Below are 16773 nucleotides of genomic sequence, written 5' to 3' on the forward strand. Positions count from 1 at the left end.
GGTCACGACATGTCTCCTGCGAGGTCGAAGATCGGCATGTACAGCAGCACGACGATGGCCCCGACCACGAGGCCAATGGCGGCCATCAGGAGCGGCTCGAAGGTGCGCGTGAAACGGTCGATCCAGCGCCCGATCTCGCCATCGTAGAACGCGGCCGACTGGGTCAGCATCGGCCCCATCTCGCCCGTGCGTTCACCCACGCGCAGCATGCGCAGCGAGATCGGCGTGGTCAGGCCATGGGCTTCGAAGGCGTTCGACATCGGCTCGCCCGACTCGATCGCGGCGCGCGCCGCCGACAGGTTCTTGGCCAGGTGCGGCGAGACCATCTGCTGCACGGTCTCGATGGCGCCGACGATCGTGATGCCGCCTTCGGTCAGCATGCCGAGCGTCAGGTACAGGCGCGAGAGTTCATACACGCGGGCACGCTCGCCGATGCCGGGCACGCGCCGCAGCAGCCGACCCATGCCGCCGCTGCGGCGCAGGTGGCGAATGCCGGCGACGATGCTGGCGACAACCAGCACCGCGCCGATCAGGATCGCCGTCCCGTGGCCGGACGCGAACTGGCCCCAGTCGAGCAGCCGCTGCGACAGCCACGGCAGGTCGCGGCCCGCGCCCTGGTACACCTCGGCGAATTTGGGCACCACGTAGCCGATCAAAAATCCCGATACACCCCCGCCGACCATCAACAGGATCACCGGATAGATCGAGGCGCTGACGATCTTGGCGCGCACGGTGTCGATGCGCTGCTGGTAATCGATGTAGCGCGTCAGTGCGCGCGGCAGGTCGCTGGTGCCTTCGGCGGCGCGCACGATGCCGATGTACAGCGGCGGAAACAGCGTCGGCTGCGCCGCCAGCACGGCCGAAAAGCGCTTGCCTTCACGCAGGCCGCCGAGCAGGCGCTCAAGCACGGCGCGGGTGGGCGCGACGCTTTCCTTTTCGAGCAGGGCTTCGAGGCTTTCGACGATGCCCAGGCCGGCATTGAGCAGCGCGAGCAGTTCCTGGCTGAACAACACCAGAGACAATTTGGCGCCGCGCGAGCTGGCCAGGCGCGCGCCGCGCGCCGGTTCGACGGCGCTGACGAACAGGCCGCGCGCCTCGATCTGGCGGCGTGCATCCTGCGCGTCGAGCGCATCGACGACGAGGTTGGCGATCGACATGTCGGGCGCGAGGGTGCGAACGGCAAACTGCATGGGCGGCGCGGTCAGGTGGGTGATACGAACAATGAGGCGAACAATGAGGCGAACAACGTCGTTCAGTTCGACGTGATGTCGGCGTTCTCGCCGGCGCCGCCGGGCTGGCCGTCCTTGCCCAGCGAGAGCACCTCGTATTCGGCACGGGCACCGGGTGCGCGGTATTGGTACGCATTGCCCCACGGATCGAGCGGCACGGCTTTTTTCAGGTAAGGGCCATTCCATTTGACGCCGGCGCTGGGCGGCGCTGTCATCAGGGCAGCCAAACCTTCTTCGGTGGTCGGATAGCGGCCGACATCGAGTCGGTAGGTGTCGAGCGTTTTATCGAACGCGTCGATCTGGGCCTTGGTCGCGGTGACTTCGGATTTGCCGAGCTGAGAAAAATATTTCGGGCCGACATACGCGGCAAGCAAACCGATGATGACAATTACCACCAGCAATTCCAGCAACGTGAACCCGGCGCTGCGACGCGCGGCGCCCCGTTTCATGGCAAAAAACATCGCCCGACTCCTCAAGTGCTTCGCGAAAAAATGACTCCTGAACGGTATCACGCGGTGTAGCAGTAGGACAACTCTTGTTTTGAGATACCACCCAACGCGAAAGCCGTAGACCTGAAACAAACACCACCTTGCTCATTTACCGTTACAAAAACACCACAATTCATGTGGGCGTCATAAAGCCGTGAAACAAAGACTGTTCACCGCCAAAACCGAATTTAATTAGTCTTTTGATAGAAAACTCAAAATATTTCCTGTTAAGAATTTTTACATTTTAATTATTTCCATTGATGTATTTATTTACAACGCAGCACCAGGTTGCACTTTCACCGGTCTTGCCGTATCGGGGCAAAGACTATTTCAACGACAAAGGCACATCATGATCCGGCACGCTCGATTGGCATCAACGACCCTCCGCAGCACCCTTGCAATGCTATGCAGCGCCACCCTTGGCGCTGCCGTCCTGGCCGCACCCGCGCAGGCAGCCACCATCGGCTTCGAGAACGGCTACGGCGCCGTCGCGCATGGCGAGACCTACCAGGAGTCGGGCTTCTCGATGCGCTTCGATGCCAACAACCTGCAAGCGGACAGCAACACCGGCGTCGGCGCCTTTGTCGATGGCAGCGACCCATGGGCCTGTGACATGGCATGCCCCGTCAATAATTCGAGCATGTACTACGGCGCCTTCAACGACAGCGTCGTCTGGATCACCGCCGAGGACCGCAACCCGTTCCGCATGCTGGGCCTGGATGCGAGCTTCATTGGCCATACGACCGAGCTGGGCGGCTACCCGGCCGTATCGGGTCTGTTGCGCGCGCAGGGATTTCGCGCTGACGGCACCTGGTCCTTCATCGACCTGGCACTTGATGGGCCATCCAGCGCTGGATTCGAGTTTGGCGGCTACGACTTTGGCGCATTCTCGCAACTGGAATTCACGGAGGTCGCCCTCTTCGGCTTCGTGTGCGATGACGCGGGCGATTGCAGCGCCTTCAATAGCAACAAGGGCCAATTCGCGATCGATAACCTGAACCTGGCATCAGGCGCGACCGCCGATGTGCCGGAACCGGCCACCGCGCTGCTGGTCGGTCTCGGCCTGGCCGGCCTGGCCGCCAGCGCACGCCGCCGCCGCACGCTCTCCTCCCACGCTTGACCCCCACAACGCTTCCCGGGAACGAATCACCATGAAACTCCGTCCACTTTCCGCCGCAGTACTGCTGGTGTTGTCCAGCCTGACGATCACCGTCCAGGCCGACGACGTGCGCCGCCCGTATATCGTTCAACTGGCCGACAAGCCGATCGCCGGCTACACCGGCGAGATCGCCGGCATGCCCGCTACCCAGCCGAGCGCAGGCAGCCGCCTGAACCTGGCAACCCAGAACGTACTGCTCTACAACAACTACCTGAACCGCAAGCAGGCTGCCGTGCGCGCCGTCGTGGCGGCTGCACCGGTGCTGCATGAGTACAGCGTGGTCCTGAACGGCTTTGCCGCCATGCTGACCGATGCCGAAGTGCGCACCCTGATGGCGCGCACCGACGTGGTCACGGTCTCGCCGGACGTGCCGCGCGAACTGGCCACCACCTACACGCCGAGCTTCCTCGGCCTGGATCAACCCGGCGGCCTGTGGTCGCAGCTCGGTGGCCCGAGCGGCGCCGGCGAGGACATCATCATCGGCATCGTCGATGGCGGCATCTGGCCCGAGCATCCATCGTACGCCGACCGTGTCGACGCCAACGGCAAGCCAACCTTCGCATCCAGCGGTACCATCGCCTACGATGCGCCGCCGGCGCGCTGGCAAGGCACGTGCCAGACCGGCGAAGGCTTTACGGCCGCCGATTGCAACAACAAGCTGATCGGCGCGCAGTATTTCGACGCCAGCTACCGCTCGAGCAACCGGGTTAGCCACTGGACCGAGTTCAATTCGTCGCCGCGCGATTCGATCGGCGGCACCACCGGCGAAGGCGGCCACGGCACCCACACCTCCACCACGGCCGGCGGCAATGCCCGCTCGACCGCGATCGTCGGCGGCGTCGCGATCGGCGAAATGAGCGGCATGGCGCCGCGCGCGCGCATCGCCTCGTACAAGGTCTGCTGGACCTATCTGGATTCGGGCCAGGCCAGTGGCCGGCGCAATGCCTGCTTCACCGGCGACAGCGTGGCGGCCATTGAAAAAGCCGTCGTCGACGGCGTGCACGTGATCAACTTCTCGATCAGCGGCGGCGAATCAATCATCGACCCGGTCGAGCAAGCCTTCTTCAATGCCTCGAACGCCGGCGTGTTCGTTGCCGCCTCGGCTGGCAACAGCGGTCCGGCGAACACGGTTGCCCACATCAGCCCATGGCAGGCAACGGTTGCCGCCTCGACCCACAACCGCGAACTGCAGGCCACCGTCACCCTCGGCAACGGCCGCACTTACCGCGGCGCCTCGATGAATTCGACGGCCGTGGGTCCGGTGTCGATCATCACGGCCGAATCGGCGGCGCTGCCGGGCGCAAATCCGACGTTCGTGGGGCTGTGCTACAGCGCCAGCAGCAACGGCGGTCAGCCCGTGCTCGATCCGGCCAAGGTGGCCGGCAAGATCGTGACCTGTACCCGGGGCGCCAATGCGCGCGTCGACAAGAGCCTGGCCGTGCAGGAAGCCGGTGGCGTCGGGATGATCCAGATCGACACCGGCGCTGGCCTGGTGGCCGAAGTACATGCGGTCCCATCGGTGCACGTCAACCCCACCGATGGCGCCGCCATCAAGTCGTATGCCGCGACGTCCGGCGCCACGGCGTCGATCTCGACCTTCGTGATCGGCACGTCGAGCGCGGCAGCGCCGATGATGGCCAGCTTCTCGTCGCGTGGCCCGAACCGTTACGACCCGAACGTGCTCAAGCCCGACCTGACTGCACCTGGCGTGGATGTCATTGCCGGCGTCTCGCCGAACATGACCGAAGCGCAGCGCGCATCGCTGCTCACCGGGACGCTCGCGCCGGTGCCGCTGGCCTGGGCGTCGTACCAGGGCACGTCGATGTCGAGCCCGCACGTGGCCGGCCTGGCCGCCCTGCTGCGCCAGCAGCATCCTACCTGGTCGCCAGCCATGATCAAATCGGCACTGATGACGACCGCCACCGACACCTTTGCCGATGCGATCCCGTCCGGCGATACGCGCGGGCGTCTGCCGTTCGGCCAGGGCGCAGGCCACGTGGCCCCGAACGCGGCGGCCAATCCGGGCCTCGTCTACGACATCACCGAACTCGACTACCGCAAATACATGTGCGGCGCCGGCGTGACCGCGCAGTGCGGCTCGGGCAGCATCCCTGGCTACAACCTGAACCTGCCGTCGATTGCCGTTGGCAATGTGTTGGGTACCGTCGCCGTCACCCGCTCGGTGACCAATGTCAGTGCCAGCGAATCGACCTATACGCCGACGCTCGCGATCACGGGCTTTAGCGCCACGGTCAGTCCGACCTCGCTGACCGTGCCAGCGGGCGAGACGCGCCAGTACACCGTGACGCTGACCCGCACCAACGCCGTCGAGAATGTGTGGCAGTTTGGTTCGCTGACCTGGTCGGACGGCACCCACCGCGTGCGCAGCCCGATCGTGGCGCGTTCGGGTCGCCTGATCTCGGCCCCTGCCCTCGTGGAAAGCGACCGCGCCAGCGGCGGCAAGTCCCTCACCATCAGCACCGGGTTTGCCGGCAAGATGGGCGTGGCGGCCGGCGGCATGAAGGAAATCAACCGCATTGCCGGCACCGTGGGCACCGCCAGCCCGGCGGTCTTCACCAGCCGGGAAACGATGCGCCAGGCCTGCCTGGCCGCCGCACCGGGTGTGTTCGTGTCACGGGTTGTGGTGCCAAGCAATGCGATGGCCGCGAAGTTCGAACTGTTCGACCGTGACACCACGGGCGAAGGCACGAACGACCTCGACCTGCTCGTGCTCGACGGCGCGAATGCCGATGTGGGCTATTCGGGCAACGGCACGTCGGACGAGGTGGTCACGCTGACCTCGCCAAGCGCCGGCACCTACACGGTGTGCGCGCTCGGCTACGACACCGTCAACAGCGACGTGATCGGGTTCGGCCTGCATGCCGGCGTCGTCAGCACGGCCGACCGCGCCTACAACTTCAAGGCGCTGGTGCCAAGCCAGGTGTATGTCGGCGGTACGGCAACGGTCACCACGAGCTGGTCGGGCCTGCCAACCGGCAAACGCTTCCTGGGCGCCATCCGCTTGCTTGAACCAAGTGGCGCCATTGCCTCGACGACGCTGGTACAGGTGGAAACCAACAGCCCGGTTCCACGGGCGGTCTCAAGCGCTCGCAAGAAGGATCTGGGCCGGTAAGCTGATGCTGGATCGTTGCAACGCCGAGGCGTTCAACGATCCAGCGTTCAACGATCCACTGTCAAACGATCCAGTGTTAACGACAAAGCGCGCCTCGGCGCGCTTTGTCGTTGCAGGCGAATAAACCATTCGCCCGATGAACGATTAATTGGTCGGGGAGCCGGTGCCGAGCTGGCAGGTGCCGGCCACGCACACGGCGCCCGGATCGGCTTTCAGCATGCAGGTCGACATCATGCCACTGGCCGTGAGTGCGGCCTTGGCCTCGGCATACGAGCGCTCGGACAGCGCGCGCAGCGCATTGGCGTCGCTCTTTTGCGTGGAGTACGGCAGGTATCCCTGCGGGCCGCCACATGCCATGGCGCCCACTGGCAGCGTGCGGCATTGTGCATTGTCGCTGCACGTCGGGGTACCGATCTGGCGCCGGATGTCGGCGAGCGTATCGGCTGGCGGCGTGCTGATGGACGTTTCACCCTTGACCTGTGCGCGGACGGGACCTTGTGCCTGGCTCGTGCAGGCGGTGCAGCTGACAAGCAGCAAAAGTAAGAGTTTGTTCATGAGGCTATCTTCGCGTGCGATCGGCGTGGGGTCAAGCGAATTGCACCTGCTGCGCGCAAGCTGACCATCGTTCCGATCAGAGCAGGCGCAGTGCCAGGCAGCGCGCCACGGCGTGCGCCCGGTTCCCCACGCCGAGCACGCGATAGCTGCGCTGCAGATGGTTCTTTACCGTCAGCGCGCTGATGCCGAGCTGACGCGCGACCTCTTCGTTGCTGCAACCGGCGCGTATGCCGTCGAGCACGGCCAGCTCGCGCCCGCTCAGGGGCCGGACTGGCGCATCGTCGGCGCCCTGCCCGGCGCTGGCAGCAACCGGCATGCGCAGCAATCCCAGATGCAGGTACGGCAACAGCAACTGCAGAAAATAGGCCTGGCGTGCCTCCGGCCGCGACGGCATGCCCAGCAGCGCGAATACCGTACCGGCGGCGCCCGGCTGCGCGCTGCCATGCACGAGCGCGTGGTCCATGCCCGTCGCGCACAAGGCAATGTCGGTCGCATCGATCACCGTGGGCATGGCACGTCCCGCCTGCCAGCGCGCAACCAGCGCTGGCGCTACATAGGCCTTGAGCTGCGCCAGCGTAGCGCGGTCGAGCACGGCGCGGTGCAGGCATTCGACATGGTCGACCGTGCCCGCCGCATCCAGTGTCACGCACAGCATGATCTCGTGTGGCAGCAGCGCCTGAAATGCCCCCTGCGTCCACAAGAAGAGCTGGCGCCGCTCGACCAGCCCGATACCCGACTCGATCGTACGCAACAGGTATTCCTGTTCCAGCTTGTCGAGAATCGTCATGCTGTCCTCACCAGCGTCGCCAGCGTCGGCAGGCCGGTGGTAAAGCGGTAGCCGGCGCCACGCACGGTCTGGATGCGCTCGCCCTCCCCGTCCGCACCCAGGGCCTGGCGCAGGCGTCCGACATGGGTGTCGACGGTCCGTTCGTCAAGCACCGCATGGCGGCCCCAGACGCGGTCGAGCAACTGTGGCCGCGAATGCACGCGCTCGGGATGACGCATCAGGAATGCCAACAGGCGAAATTCGATGGGACCGAGCATGATCGGGCGACCGCCCGCGCTCACTTGCAGTGTGTCCGGATCGAGGTGCAGGCCGCCGTCCCGCAGTGTGGCAGCGCCGGCCGGCGCCAGGCGCCGCAGCACCGATTGCGCGCGCGCCAGTAGTTCGCGGGGGCTGAATGGTTTTGTGACGTAGTCGTCGGCACCTGATTCCAGCGCCAGCACCTTGTCGGCCTCGGCGCCGCGCGCCGTCAGCATGATCACGCCCATGCCGCGCGTGCTCTCGTGCGCGCGCAGACGGCGCACCAGGGTTTCGCCATTCTGGCCTGGCAACTCCCATTCGATCAGCACCAGGTGCGGCAAGCCGAGCGCCATGCGCAGCAGCGCGCTTTCCGCATCCGGACAACACTCGACCAGATAGCCGGCACTGCCGAAATTGAGTCTCAATAATTGCTGAACAGCAGGATCGGGTTCGACCGCGAGGATCTGGACTGGCATGGAGGGCATATGTAATGTCTGCGCGACAATACCCGACTATGCCCCAAGGTCCCGATGTTTATAAATACAATTTCTTTATCGTATTTAGATATTTAAAGAATAAATCCGGCGCAGCGGCCTGGGAGGCGCTGCGCCGGATTGATCTGCCTTGCGTGATTTAGCCGCGCTGTTGCATCCGGCGCGTGGCGACGATCAGCAGCAGGCCGGTGGCGAGCAGCAGCCATTCGCCTGGTTCCGGGACTTCGGCGACCTGGGCTACTTGCACGAAGCCGGGAGCGTTCACGGTGACGTCGGCCACCATGCCCGCGATCACGTCGATCGTGAACAGTTCGGCATCGGCGCCAAGGTAGGCGTCAAACGTATCATTGAGCAGCGCCACGGTGAACAGCGTACGCAGCGGCTCATTGCCAAGGTCAAATGCCACGTCGAAGGAGAACAGCCCACCGAAGGTCAGCGCCTGGGTGAAGAAATTTTCTCCCGTACTATTACCCAGGATCGCTCCGGTGGTAACGGTACCGGTGGCATCACCCGCATACGTTGCATCCCCCAGGAAGTTTCCGCTGAAGTTGCTCAGACGGGCGACTGATTGCCCCATGTCGCCACCACCGTTGAAGCCCAGGTCGAGAAACCCGGTGCTGCCAGCAAATGACGACGTGTCGAACGAGACACGGTACATCGGACCGGCCAGCGCAGCAGGCGCACCGACGGCGATCGAGAACGCCAGCATGGCGCGAAGAAACAGAGCGTAAAGATTGTTCATGATGATTCCTGATCAGAGCGCGCCGGAAACCAGCTGCGGGGTGTAGATAATGGACCGTTTGGCGCTATTGGTGAACGTGGTCGTGAAGGTGACGGTGGCGCCTGGTGCAACGCTCGCTTGCGGCAGCGTCAGGTAAGGCGCGCCGGCCCGCATGCCACTGTTGTTATCGAGCGTCACGCCACTCGGCAAGCCCTGCAAGACGAAGTGCAGCGGACCGGTCAGGACAGTGGCGCTCGTGTTGGTGACAGTGACCTTGCCGCTGTACTTGCCCGTGATGCGGTTGATGGCGAAGCCGCCAATGTCAACCTTGACCGATGCCGTGACATCGCTGAACGCCGGCGTCAGGTTCAGGCTTACCACCAGCGGATCGTGATCCGATGCACGATAGGCGTTGTTGCGGTACGGATCCTGCGCGGTATCGTTCAGGTTGTAGTCGATGGTTTCCGGCTCGTCCGCATTGCTGTGCCATTCGGCAGCGCCAGCCACTTGCGCGGCCAGCGAGCTGCTTGCCAGTGCGTGGTCGAGGTAGCCCGACAGGCCGTCGAACACATACGAATACGGCATCGCATTCGGGCGCACGAAACGCTCGAGCAGGTTGACCATGCCGGCCACGCCGGTCAGGTGATTGATCGGGCTTTCAAACGCATAGGCGTTCAGGTCACCAATGACCAGCACGTCCGGGTCGCCCGCAGCCGCGATGACTTGCGGGATGAAGAACGACGTCAGGCGCTCGGCCTGCGCGGTGCGGGTACGGTCCCAGCAACCTGCGCCATTGCCCGGGTCGGTATCGCCGGCGCCGGCGCCGCTGCAACCGCCTTTGGATTTCAGGTGGTTCACGACCACCGAGAACTTGCCGCCACCATTGCTGGCCATGAAGGTCTGGGCCATCGGCGCGCGGTTGTTGATCGCGTTGCCATCCGACAGCGCACTGCCGGCCAGCGACACGACCGATGGCTTGTAGATCATCGCGACGCGGATCGCATCAGTACCGAGCGCAACTGGCTGCGGCACCACGGCGTACTTGCCCGGCGCCGTAGCAGCGTTGAGCTGCTCGACCAGGTAGCCAACCGCAATGTCGCGGTTGTTCTGGATTTCCATCAGGCCCACCACATCGGCGTCGAGCGCGACCAGCGACTTGACGATCTTGTCGCGCTGGCGGATGAATTCGGCCGAGTTCTGCGCACCGCGGCAGTTGCCGGCGGACGTCGAGTTGCCGATCGTGCAGCCCTGGCCGGTGCGGTCCCAGGCGTCGCGCCCGTCGGTAAAGGTCGTGAAGAAATTGAGCACGTTGGCGCTGCCAACTTTGATGCCTGCCGGCAGGGTTGGCGCCGCGGTACGTTCATTGGTGCGGGCAAAGGTCGGGGCCATGGTCGGCTGCAGCTTGAAGCCGGCGCCGCCACCGCCCAGCGCGCCATAGTCGATCACGCCCGTCAGGTCGGTGACGGTGTCGCCGACGCGCACGGTACCGTCTTCAGCCAGGTAGGGAATCACGGCCGGCGCAATGAAAATGCCGTCGTCCAGCACGATCTGGTTGGCCTGGTGTTCCTGGTACAGCGCCAGTGCTTCGGGCGAACCGAGCAGGAAGCGGTTGGTCGGATTTTCGCGGCGGCCGTTGGCCAGGATCAGTTCGCCACGGTCACCGACGTTGCGGTTGCCATTCACGGTCAGTGGCGACGTGAAGCGCACCAGCATGCCTTCGACACTGGCCAGATCGGCGTTCGGCAGCACGATATTGGTCGGCGTGACGGCCGGCCCGGCGCCCAGGCGCTGCACGCCGGTGACGTTGCTAAATTCGGTATAGGTGCGGTTGGCGCCGGTCGGACGGAATTCGATGATCGTCCCGGTCACGCGCACCAGTTCGCCGATCTGCGCATCGGTCGACGCGCCAAAGACATACAGGCCGTCCGACGTCGACGGGTCGCCATCGCCGGCAGCATCCTGGATGAAGAAGCCGCTGCCGATCTTGGCCGTGATCACGCCCTGCGTGGACTGGACCGTGCCGACATACGGGCTGCTTGCGCCCGATCCCTGGATTGCAGGAATGCGCAATTCACCGGCGACATTGACATTGACGGAACACGTTTCGGCATCGCCGGCAGCATTGCCGAATTGAACCTGGACAGGATAGCTGCCAGCGGCCAGTGTGTCATCGATGACGAGGCGCGCTTCGGCGCGCCCGCCAATGGCGCCGGCCGGCGCGAAGTCGAGCAGACTGATGCCGGGACGGCTGCCGGCGATGATGCTGGCGCTGTTGACGATGCTGTCGCGATCGATGGCCGACAGGACAGTCGACGAGCCGCTGCCCTGTGCGACCTGGACCGCTGCCGGACAGGTCAGCACGATCGGCTGCACGACCGGACCACCGCACGCCTGGATGGCCGACCCCGTACTGCGTGGGCCGGTCACGGCCGCGGCGGCAAAGTCGTCACGGTTGTTGTCGGTGTCCTGGCAGCCCAGCGCGGCGCGCTGGATCGAATTGACGGTCGATGGCGCTGGTGCTGGCGCGCCCTCGAAGCGATTAGCGTTGCCGAAGCCCACCAGGTCGATCAGGTTGGTGCCATCGCCCGCCGGCATCTGCGTCGCAATACCGGACAGCGCCACCTTGCCGCCGCCCCCCGCCATGTCGAAGCTGGCGCTGGTAGCGTCGCCCGTACCAACCGGCATGGCGTTGGACTGGGTGCCGGTGCGACCGACCATCAGGAAATACTGACCCGGCTTCAGTTCGACGGGTGGCAAGCGCGTGACCGAACCCCAGGCGGTTCCGGTTGCGGATTGGTATTGCAAGCTCATGCCATCCAGACTGACCGGCGACGAACTGCGATTGAACAGCTCGACAAAGTCGTGGCTCCACTGACCGCCGGCATTGTTCGAATGGGCGTAGAGCTGGCTGATCACGACGTCGCCCGGAGCAGCCGAGGCTGTCGCAGCGAAGCCCGCGATCAAGGTCGCCAGCAGCGTGCGCCGTGGCATGAAGGATGCAAAAGTGGTCATGGAGTTCCTGTTGGTTGTCATGCAAGACATGATTGCGGCATTTATTAACAAAAATCATAATAAATGCGCAAATTGACAACATGATGACGCGGCATTAGTCCGAAAGAACCAATCTTCAGCATGCATACAACACAATTGGATATTGACAGGGCGGAATGGTCGTCGCCGCGTGGTGCATGACCTGCGTGTGCGAGTCCGGGTACGCAAAGCGGGAGCGGGTCGGCGCCGATGAACGGGCCATGGGTGATGCAGTGGATGTATCGATACAGGCCTGACTGCGCAAGACCTGAGGGGGAAACGGCGCAAAGTGCGCCGGGGGCCATATTGCAAAGGTAGCTGGGATGGCGGTCGTGATGACCGCCGTAACATTCGCTGTCATGATGCCCCTCGCCAGGAGTCGAGAAGGCATTCTAGGCCACGTTCAGCAGGCCCTTCACACCGTAGCCGCGTCTACATTGCTACAGAAACACAATGCAGCGCGGTACGGGCTAGTGCATTACGCCCGCTTGTAGATATCTTCGAAGCGAACGATATCGTCTTCACCCAGATAGCTGCCGGATTGCACTTCGATGATGTGCAGCGGCAGTTTGCCCGGGTTTTCGAGGCGGTGGTTCATGCCGATCGGGATGTACGTCGATTCATTCTCGGACAGCAGACTGACCGTATCGCCGCATGTCACGCGCGCCGTGCCCGAGACCACGACCCAATGCTCTGCGCGGTGGTGATGCATCTGCAGCGACAGTTTCTCGCCCGGCTTGACCGTGATGCGCTTGACCTGGAAGCGGTCGCCCGCATCGATGCCTTCGTAATGGCCCCATGGACGATACACCTTGGTGTGGTGCAGGTGCTCGGTGCGCTCTTTCGATTTCAGGTGTTCGACCACCTGCTTGACACGCTGCACCTGGCTCTTGCTCGTGACCAGCACGGCATCCTGGGTTTCCACGACGACGATGTCTTCCAGACCGACGACCGCCACGATGCGACTTTCGGCACGCACCAGCGAGTTCTTCACGCCATCGAGATACACGTCACCGCGCTGGGCATTGCCATTGGCATCTTTCGGCTGGGTTTCCCACAGGGCCGACCACGAACCGACGTCATTCCAGCCGATGTCGGCTGGCACGACAGCGGCGTCGCGCGTGTGCTCCATGACCGCGTAATCGATCGAATCGGACGGGCACGCCGAGAAGGCGGTTTCGTCGAGACGGCAAAAGTCGAGGTCGCGGTATGCGGCGTGCATTGCCTGGTTAGAGGCAGCTGCGATTGCCGGGGCGTGCTCCTCGAGCTCTTGCAGGTAACGGGCGGCGCCGAACATGAACATGCCGCTGTTCCAGTAATACGTGCCTTCGGCAACAAAGCCTTCGGCGGTGGCGGCATCCGGCTTTTCAACGAAGCGCGCCACGTTGTAGCAATCGCTGCAACCGTCCACCGGTTCGCCACGACGGATATAGCCGTAGCCGGTTTCCGGGGTCTTCGGCACGATGCCGAATGTGGCCAGCTTGCCGGCTGCAACGAGGCGCGTGGCGCGCTCGACTGCTTCACGGAATGCTGCAACGTTTTCGATCACATGGTCCGCAGGCAGCACCAGCATGACGGCTTCCGGGTCGATCTGTTGCAGATGGTGCGCAGCAGCCGCCACGGCTGGCGCCGTATTGCGACCGACCGGCTCCAGCAGGATGCCCAGCGGCGTGATGCCCACTTCGCGCAACTGCTCGGCCACCATGAAGCGGTGGTCATTGCCACAAACTACTAGCGGCGCCATCAATCCAGGCCAGTTCGTCACGCGCAAGGCAGTGTCCTGCAGCATGGTTTTATCGGCAACCAGTGGCAGCAACTGCTTTGGCAGAACGGCACGCGATAGAGGCCACAGACGGGTCCCGGCGCCGCCGGAAAGGATGACTGGATAGATCTTCATGCGCTGACTTTCTCTTTCTTTGACTCGTTGGTGTCCGATGTGTCCTTGCGGCGCGAGGTGCGGCGATCGCGTGCGTTGAGCCACTCTTCGGAAGAATACTCGGAAGTGTGCTTCATTTCGCCATTGCGATCGACACTGTATTCCTTAAAGACAATCATTTCATTTAATGTTACATCATGCAACACCCGCGTATATTCGAACAGGACACTACGAATGACTTCGGCGCCTTCGCAGATATGGCTGCCGTGCCCGATCCAGGTCGGGCCCACGATGCGCGTACCCGCCTCGACTTTGCAGCCCGAGCCGATGTATACCGGCCCCTCGATCGTCGTGCCTTCCCAGTCGATACTGGTGTTCAGGCCAACCCAGACGCCCGGCTTGATCTGGATACCGGGCACGTCCATGTGGTTCACTTCGCCGGTCAGTACCGTCTGCAGCACTTCCCAGTAGTCACTCATGGTGCCGATATCGAGCCAGTTGAACGGCCGGCCCTGGGCGTAGAACGGCAGGCCGCGCTCTGCCAGCAGCGGGAACAGGTCGGAGCCGATATCGAACGAGACGCCCGACGGGATCAGGTCGATGACTTCTGGCTCGAAAATATAGATGCCGGTAGAAATGAAGTTGGACTTGGCGTCGGCTTCGGATGGCTTTTCCTGGAATTCGAGGATGCGGCCTTCGTCATCGGTCACGACCACGCCGTACGATGAGACTTTATCCCACGGCACTTCCTTGGTGATGACGGTGGCCATCGCGCCCTTGCGGCGGTGTTCCATCAGGGCCGCCTTCAGGTCGAGATCGATCAGCGCGTCGCCACACAGCACGACGGTGGTGTCGTCGAAGAAGCCGCCGAATTCCTGGATTTTCTTCATGCCGCCGGCCGAGCCAATCGGCATCGGGACGACTTCGCCGTCATCCTTCGTGTAGCCCTCGAACGAGTAACCGATCTGGACGCCGAACTGCTCGCCCTCGCCGAAGTACTCTTCGATCTTTTCATGCAGCCAGCTGACGTTGACCATGATTTCGGACACGCCGTTTTTCCTGAGGTGGTCTACCAGGTAGGCCATCACGGGCCGGCCCAGCAACGGGATCATTGGTTTTGGCAAATCGTAGGTGAGTGGACGCACGCGCGTCCCTTTGCCTGCGGCGAGAATCATGGCTTTCATTCGATGTTCCTTTGAATTATCTGGCAGTGGTTTGGTAGCGCCATACATCGGCGCACATCTGAGCGACATCGCGTTCGGCGGTCCAGCCGAGTTCATCGCGTGCCTTGGCCGGGTCGGCGTAGCATTTCGCCACGTCGCCAGGGCGGCGGTCGACGATCTGGTAGGCGACGCTGCGGCCACTGGCCGCTTCAAACGCGCGAATCATTTCCAGGACGCTGTTGCCGCGACCTGTACCGAGGTTGTACGCAACGATGCCCGAGCCCTTGGCCAGGTGGTCCAGCGTCTTGACGTGGCCAATGGCCAGGTCGACGACGTGGATGTAATCGCGCTGGCCGGTGCCGTCCGGCGTGTTGTAGTCGCCACCGAAGACCGACAGTTTGTCGCGCTGGCCATTGGCGACCTGGGCGATGTATGGGACGAGGTTGTTGGGAATCCCGCTCGGTTCTTCGCCGATCAGGCCGCTCTCATGGGCACCCACCGGATTGAAGTAGCGCAGCAGCGCAATGCGCCAGTCGGGCTGCGCTTTGGCCAGGTCTTGCAGGATTTCTTCGATCATCAGCTTGCTGCGGCCATACGGGTTCGTTGCCGACAGCGGGAAGTCTTCGCGGATCGGCACCGAGGCCGGGTCGCCATACACGGTCGCCGACGACGAAAACACGAGCGATCTGCAACCGAACTTGGCCATCGTTTCGAACAGCACGACGCTGCCCGAGACATTGTTGTCGTAGTAACGCAGCGGCTCGGCCACCGATTCGCCCACGGCCTTGAGGCCGGCGAAGTGAATGACCGCTTCCGGCTTGTGCTCGGCAAATGCGGCTTCCATCGCCGCGCGATCGCGGATATCGGCTTCGACAAAAGCGAACGGCTTGCCGCTGATACGCTGCACACGGTCGCGCACCGACAATTGGGCATTCGACAGGTTGTCGAGCACCACCACGTCGTGGCCTGCACTTTGCAGTTCGACGACGGTGTGCGAACCGATGTAACCGATGCCGCCAGTAACGAGAATCTTCATGAATTGCTCTCTGCTTTCACTTTTTGTGATCAAATATTTTTGCAATAGCTTGTTGCCTGATGCTGCTTACCACGGCTTCTTGGTATGTTTGCCATGCCTTGCACGTTTCCAAGGCGGTCTTCAACACTTGGCAAATTCGGCACGATCCGGCCGAACTAGCCCCAATTCAACCCAACTGGAAAGACGACCAGGGCCGCAATCGTCGAGCCCGGAGCATGACTAGGATACATCTGCTCGACCCCGCGCACGATATCGTGTTGTGCAGCGAACAAAAGTACGTGCCTGCATTACTGCTGGGAGCTATGCTGGACCGCCTCGTACCCGGGCAGAGAATATTGTTGCATAGCGTCATTCCAAAGCTTATATATTTTACAATCTTTTAGAAAAACCGTGCGCGCACGTGCTTGTATATACAGGCTATTCTCCACCAGATGCCCTGCCCCATGTCGCGCGACAAGTTCACATAGGCGTCGATGAAGGCGCGCTGGCAAGCCGACCGTGCAGCAGGCGACGATTCTCGCGACACGCTATTTTTCGTCGATGAATGTGACGCAGAACTGGCATTCCGGCGACCCGGCGGCCCGGCGGCCCGGCGGCCCGGCGGCCCGGCGGCCCGGCGGACGAGATGGTCGAGATACGCAACACCCGTGCTGGGAGCGATGAACCCAGCACACTCGCGCTCAAGGAATTGGCAAATGGATAATTTTCCCGGTAATACATTGATCTATGTCGGGGGGGCTAAGCACGACTCGGGGTGCGATGACGAGGGAGGAAATCCTGACGGGCATCCGCCGCGTGCGGCGACGTTGACGAGGCCAATCGATGCGCCCAGCCAAAAGCACACGCAGTAGCGCACCGCAAACTC

12 protein-coding genes are annotated in these 16773 nt (G+C 63.0%); 2 read left to right on the top strand and 10 right to left on the bottom strand.

Annotation, left to right across the window (positions count from 1 at the left end; all coding sequences use genetic code 11):
* Positions 1–2: 2 nt before the first annotated feature.
* A complete protein-coding gene (locus tag RCH14_RS00620; protein WP_343024235.1) occupies positions 3–1190 on the bottom strand; it encodes a type II secretion system F family protein in 1188 nt (395 codons plus the stop codon).
* 62 nt (positions 1191–1252) lie between these two features.
* Entirely contained in the window at positions 1253–1690 is a 438-nt protein-coding gene (gene gspG / locus RCH14_RS00625) for a type II secretion system major pseudopilin GspG (protein ID WP_343024236.1), read from the bottom strand.
* Positions 1691–2117: 427 nt separating this feature from the next.
* Between gspG and RCH14_RS00630 the strand changes: the two genes are divergently transcribed.
* The gene (locus tag RCH14_RS00630; protein ID WP_343024237.1) at positions 2118–2837 is read left to right on the top strand and encodes an NF038120 family PEP-CTERM protein; all 720 of its coding nucleotides are present in this window, start codon (positions 2118–2120) and stop codon (positions 2835–2837) included.
* Positions 2838–2868: 31 nt separating this feature from the next.
* Complete coding sequence (locus RCH14_RS00635) at positions 2869–6009, top strand: S8 family serine peptidase (RefSeq protein ID WP_343024238.1); 3141 nt, start codon at positions 2869–2871, stop codon at positions 6007–6009.
* Positions 6010–6153: 144 nt separating this feature from the next.
* Here RCH14_RS00635 and RCH14_RS00640 read toward each other — a convergent pair whose 3' ends face one another.
* The 8 genes from RCH14_RS00640 to galE all read right to left on the bottom strand — a co-directional run bounded on the left by RCH14_RS00640 (position 6154) and on the right by galE (position 15908).
* Positions 6154–6564 carry a hypothetical protein gene (locus tag RCH14_RS00640; protein WP_343024239.1) on the bottom strand — a complete coding sequence of 137 codons (411 nt, stop codon included), beginning with the start codon at positions 6562–6564 and terminating at the stop codon, positions 6154–6156.
* 76 nt (positions 6565–6640) lie between these two features.
* Positions 6641–7351: a LuxR C-terminal-related transcriptional regulator gene (locus tag RCH14_RS00645; RefSeq protein WP_343024240.1), complete on the bottom strand. Its 711-nt coding sequence runs from the start codon at positions 7349–7351 to the stop codon at positions 6641–6643.
* Positions 7348–8064, bottom strand: a complete 717-nt coding sequence (locus RCH14_RS00650; protein WP_343025013.1) for a winged helix-turn-helix domain-containing protein — start codon at positions 8062–8064, stop codon at positions 7348–7350. Before RCH14_RS00650 ends, RCH14_RS00645 begins: the two co-directional genes overlap by 4 nt.
* Before the next feature lie 157 nt (positions 8065–8221).
* Positions 8222–8824 (bottom strand): NF038129 family PEP-CTERM protein, encoded by a 603-nt coding sequence (locus tag RCH14_RS00655; RefSeq protein WP_343024241.1) that lies wholly within the window; start codon positions 8822–8824, stop codon positions 8222–8224.
* Between the two features lie 12 nt (positions 8825–8836).
* Positions 8837–11815: an ExeM/NucH family extracellular endonuclease gene (locus RCH14_RS00660; protein ID WP_343024242.1), complete on the bottom strand. Its 2979-nt coding sequence runs from the start codon at positions 11813–11815 to the stop codon at positions 8837–8839.
* A 496-nt stretch (positions 11816–12311) separates the two neighbouring features.
* Positions 12312–13730: a mannose-1-phosphate guanylyltransferase/mannose-6-phosphate isomerase gene (locus RCH14_RS00665; protein WP_343024243.1), complete on the bottom strand. Its 1419-nt coding sequence runs from the start codon at positions 13728–13730 to the stop codon at positions 12312–12314.
* Complete coding sequence (locus RCH14_RS00670) at positions 13727–14893, bottom strand: NDP-sugar synthase (RefSeq protein WP_343024244.1); 1167 nt, start codon at positions 14891–14893, stop codon at positions 13727–13729. The genes RCH14_RS00665 and RCH14_RS00670 overlap by 4 nt, the downstream gene beginning before the upstream one ends.
* A gap of 16 nt (positions 14894–14909) precedes the next feature.
* Positions 14910–15908 (bottom strand): UDP-glucose 4-epimerase GalE, encoded by a 999-nt coding sequence (galE, locus tag RCH14_RS00675; RefSeq protein WP_343024245.1) that lies wholly within the window; start codon positions 15906–15908, stop codon positions 14910–14912.
* Between the last annotated feature and the right edge of the window lie 865 nt (positions 15909–16773).

Origin of the sequence: Massilia sp. MP_M2 (genome assembly GCF_039123635.1) — a bacterium.
Taxonomy (GTDB): Bacteria; Pseudomonadota; Gammaproteobacteria; order Burkholderiales; family Burkholderiaceae_D; genus Telluria.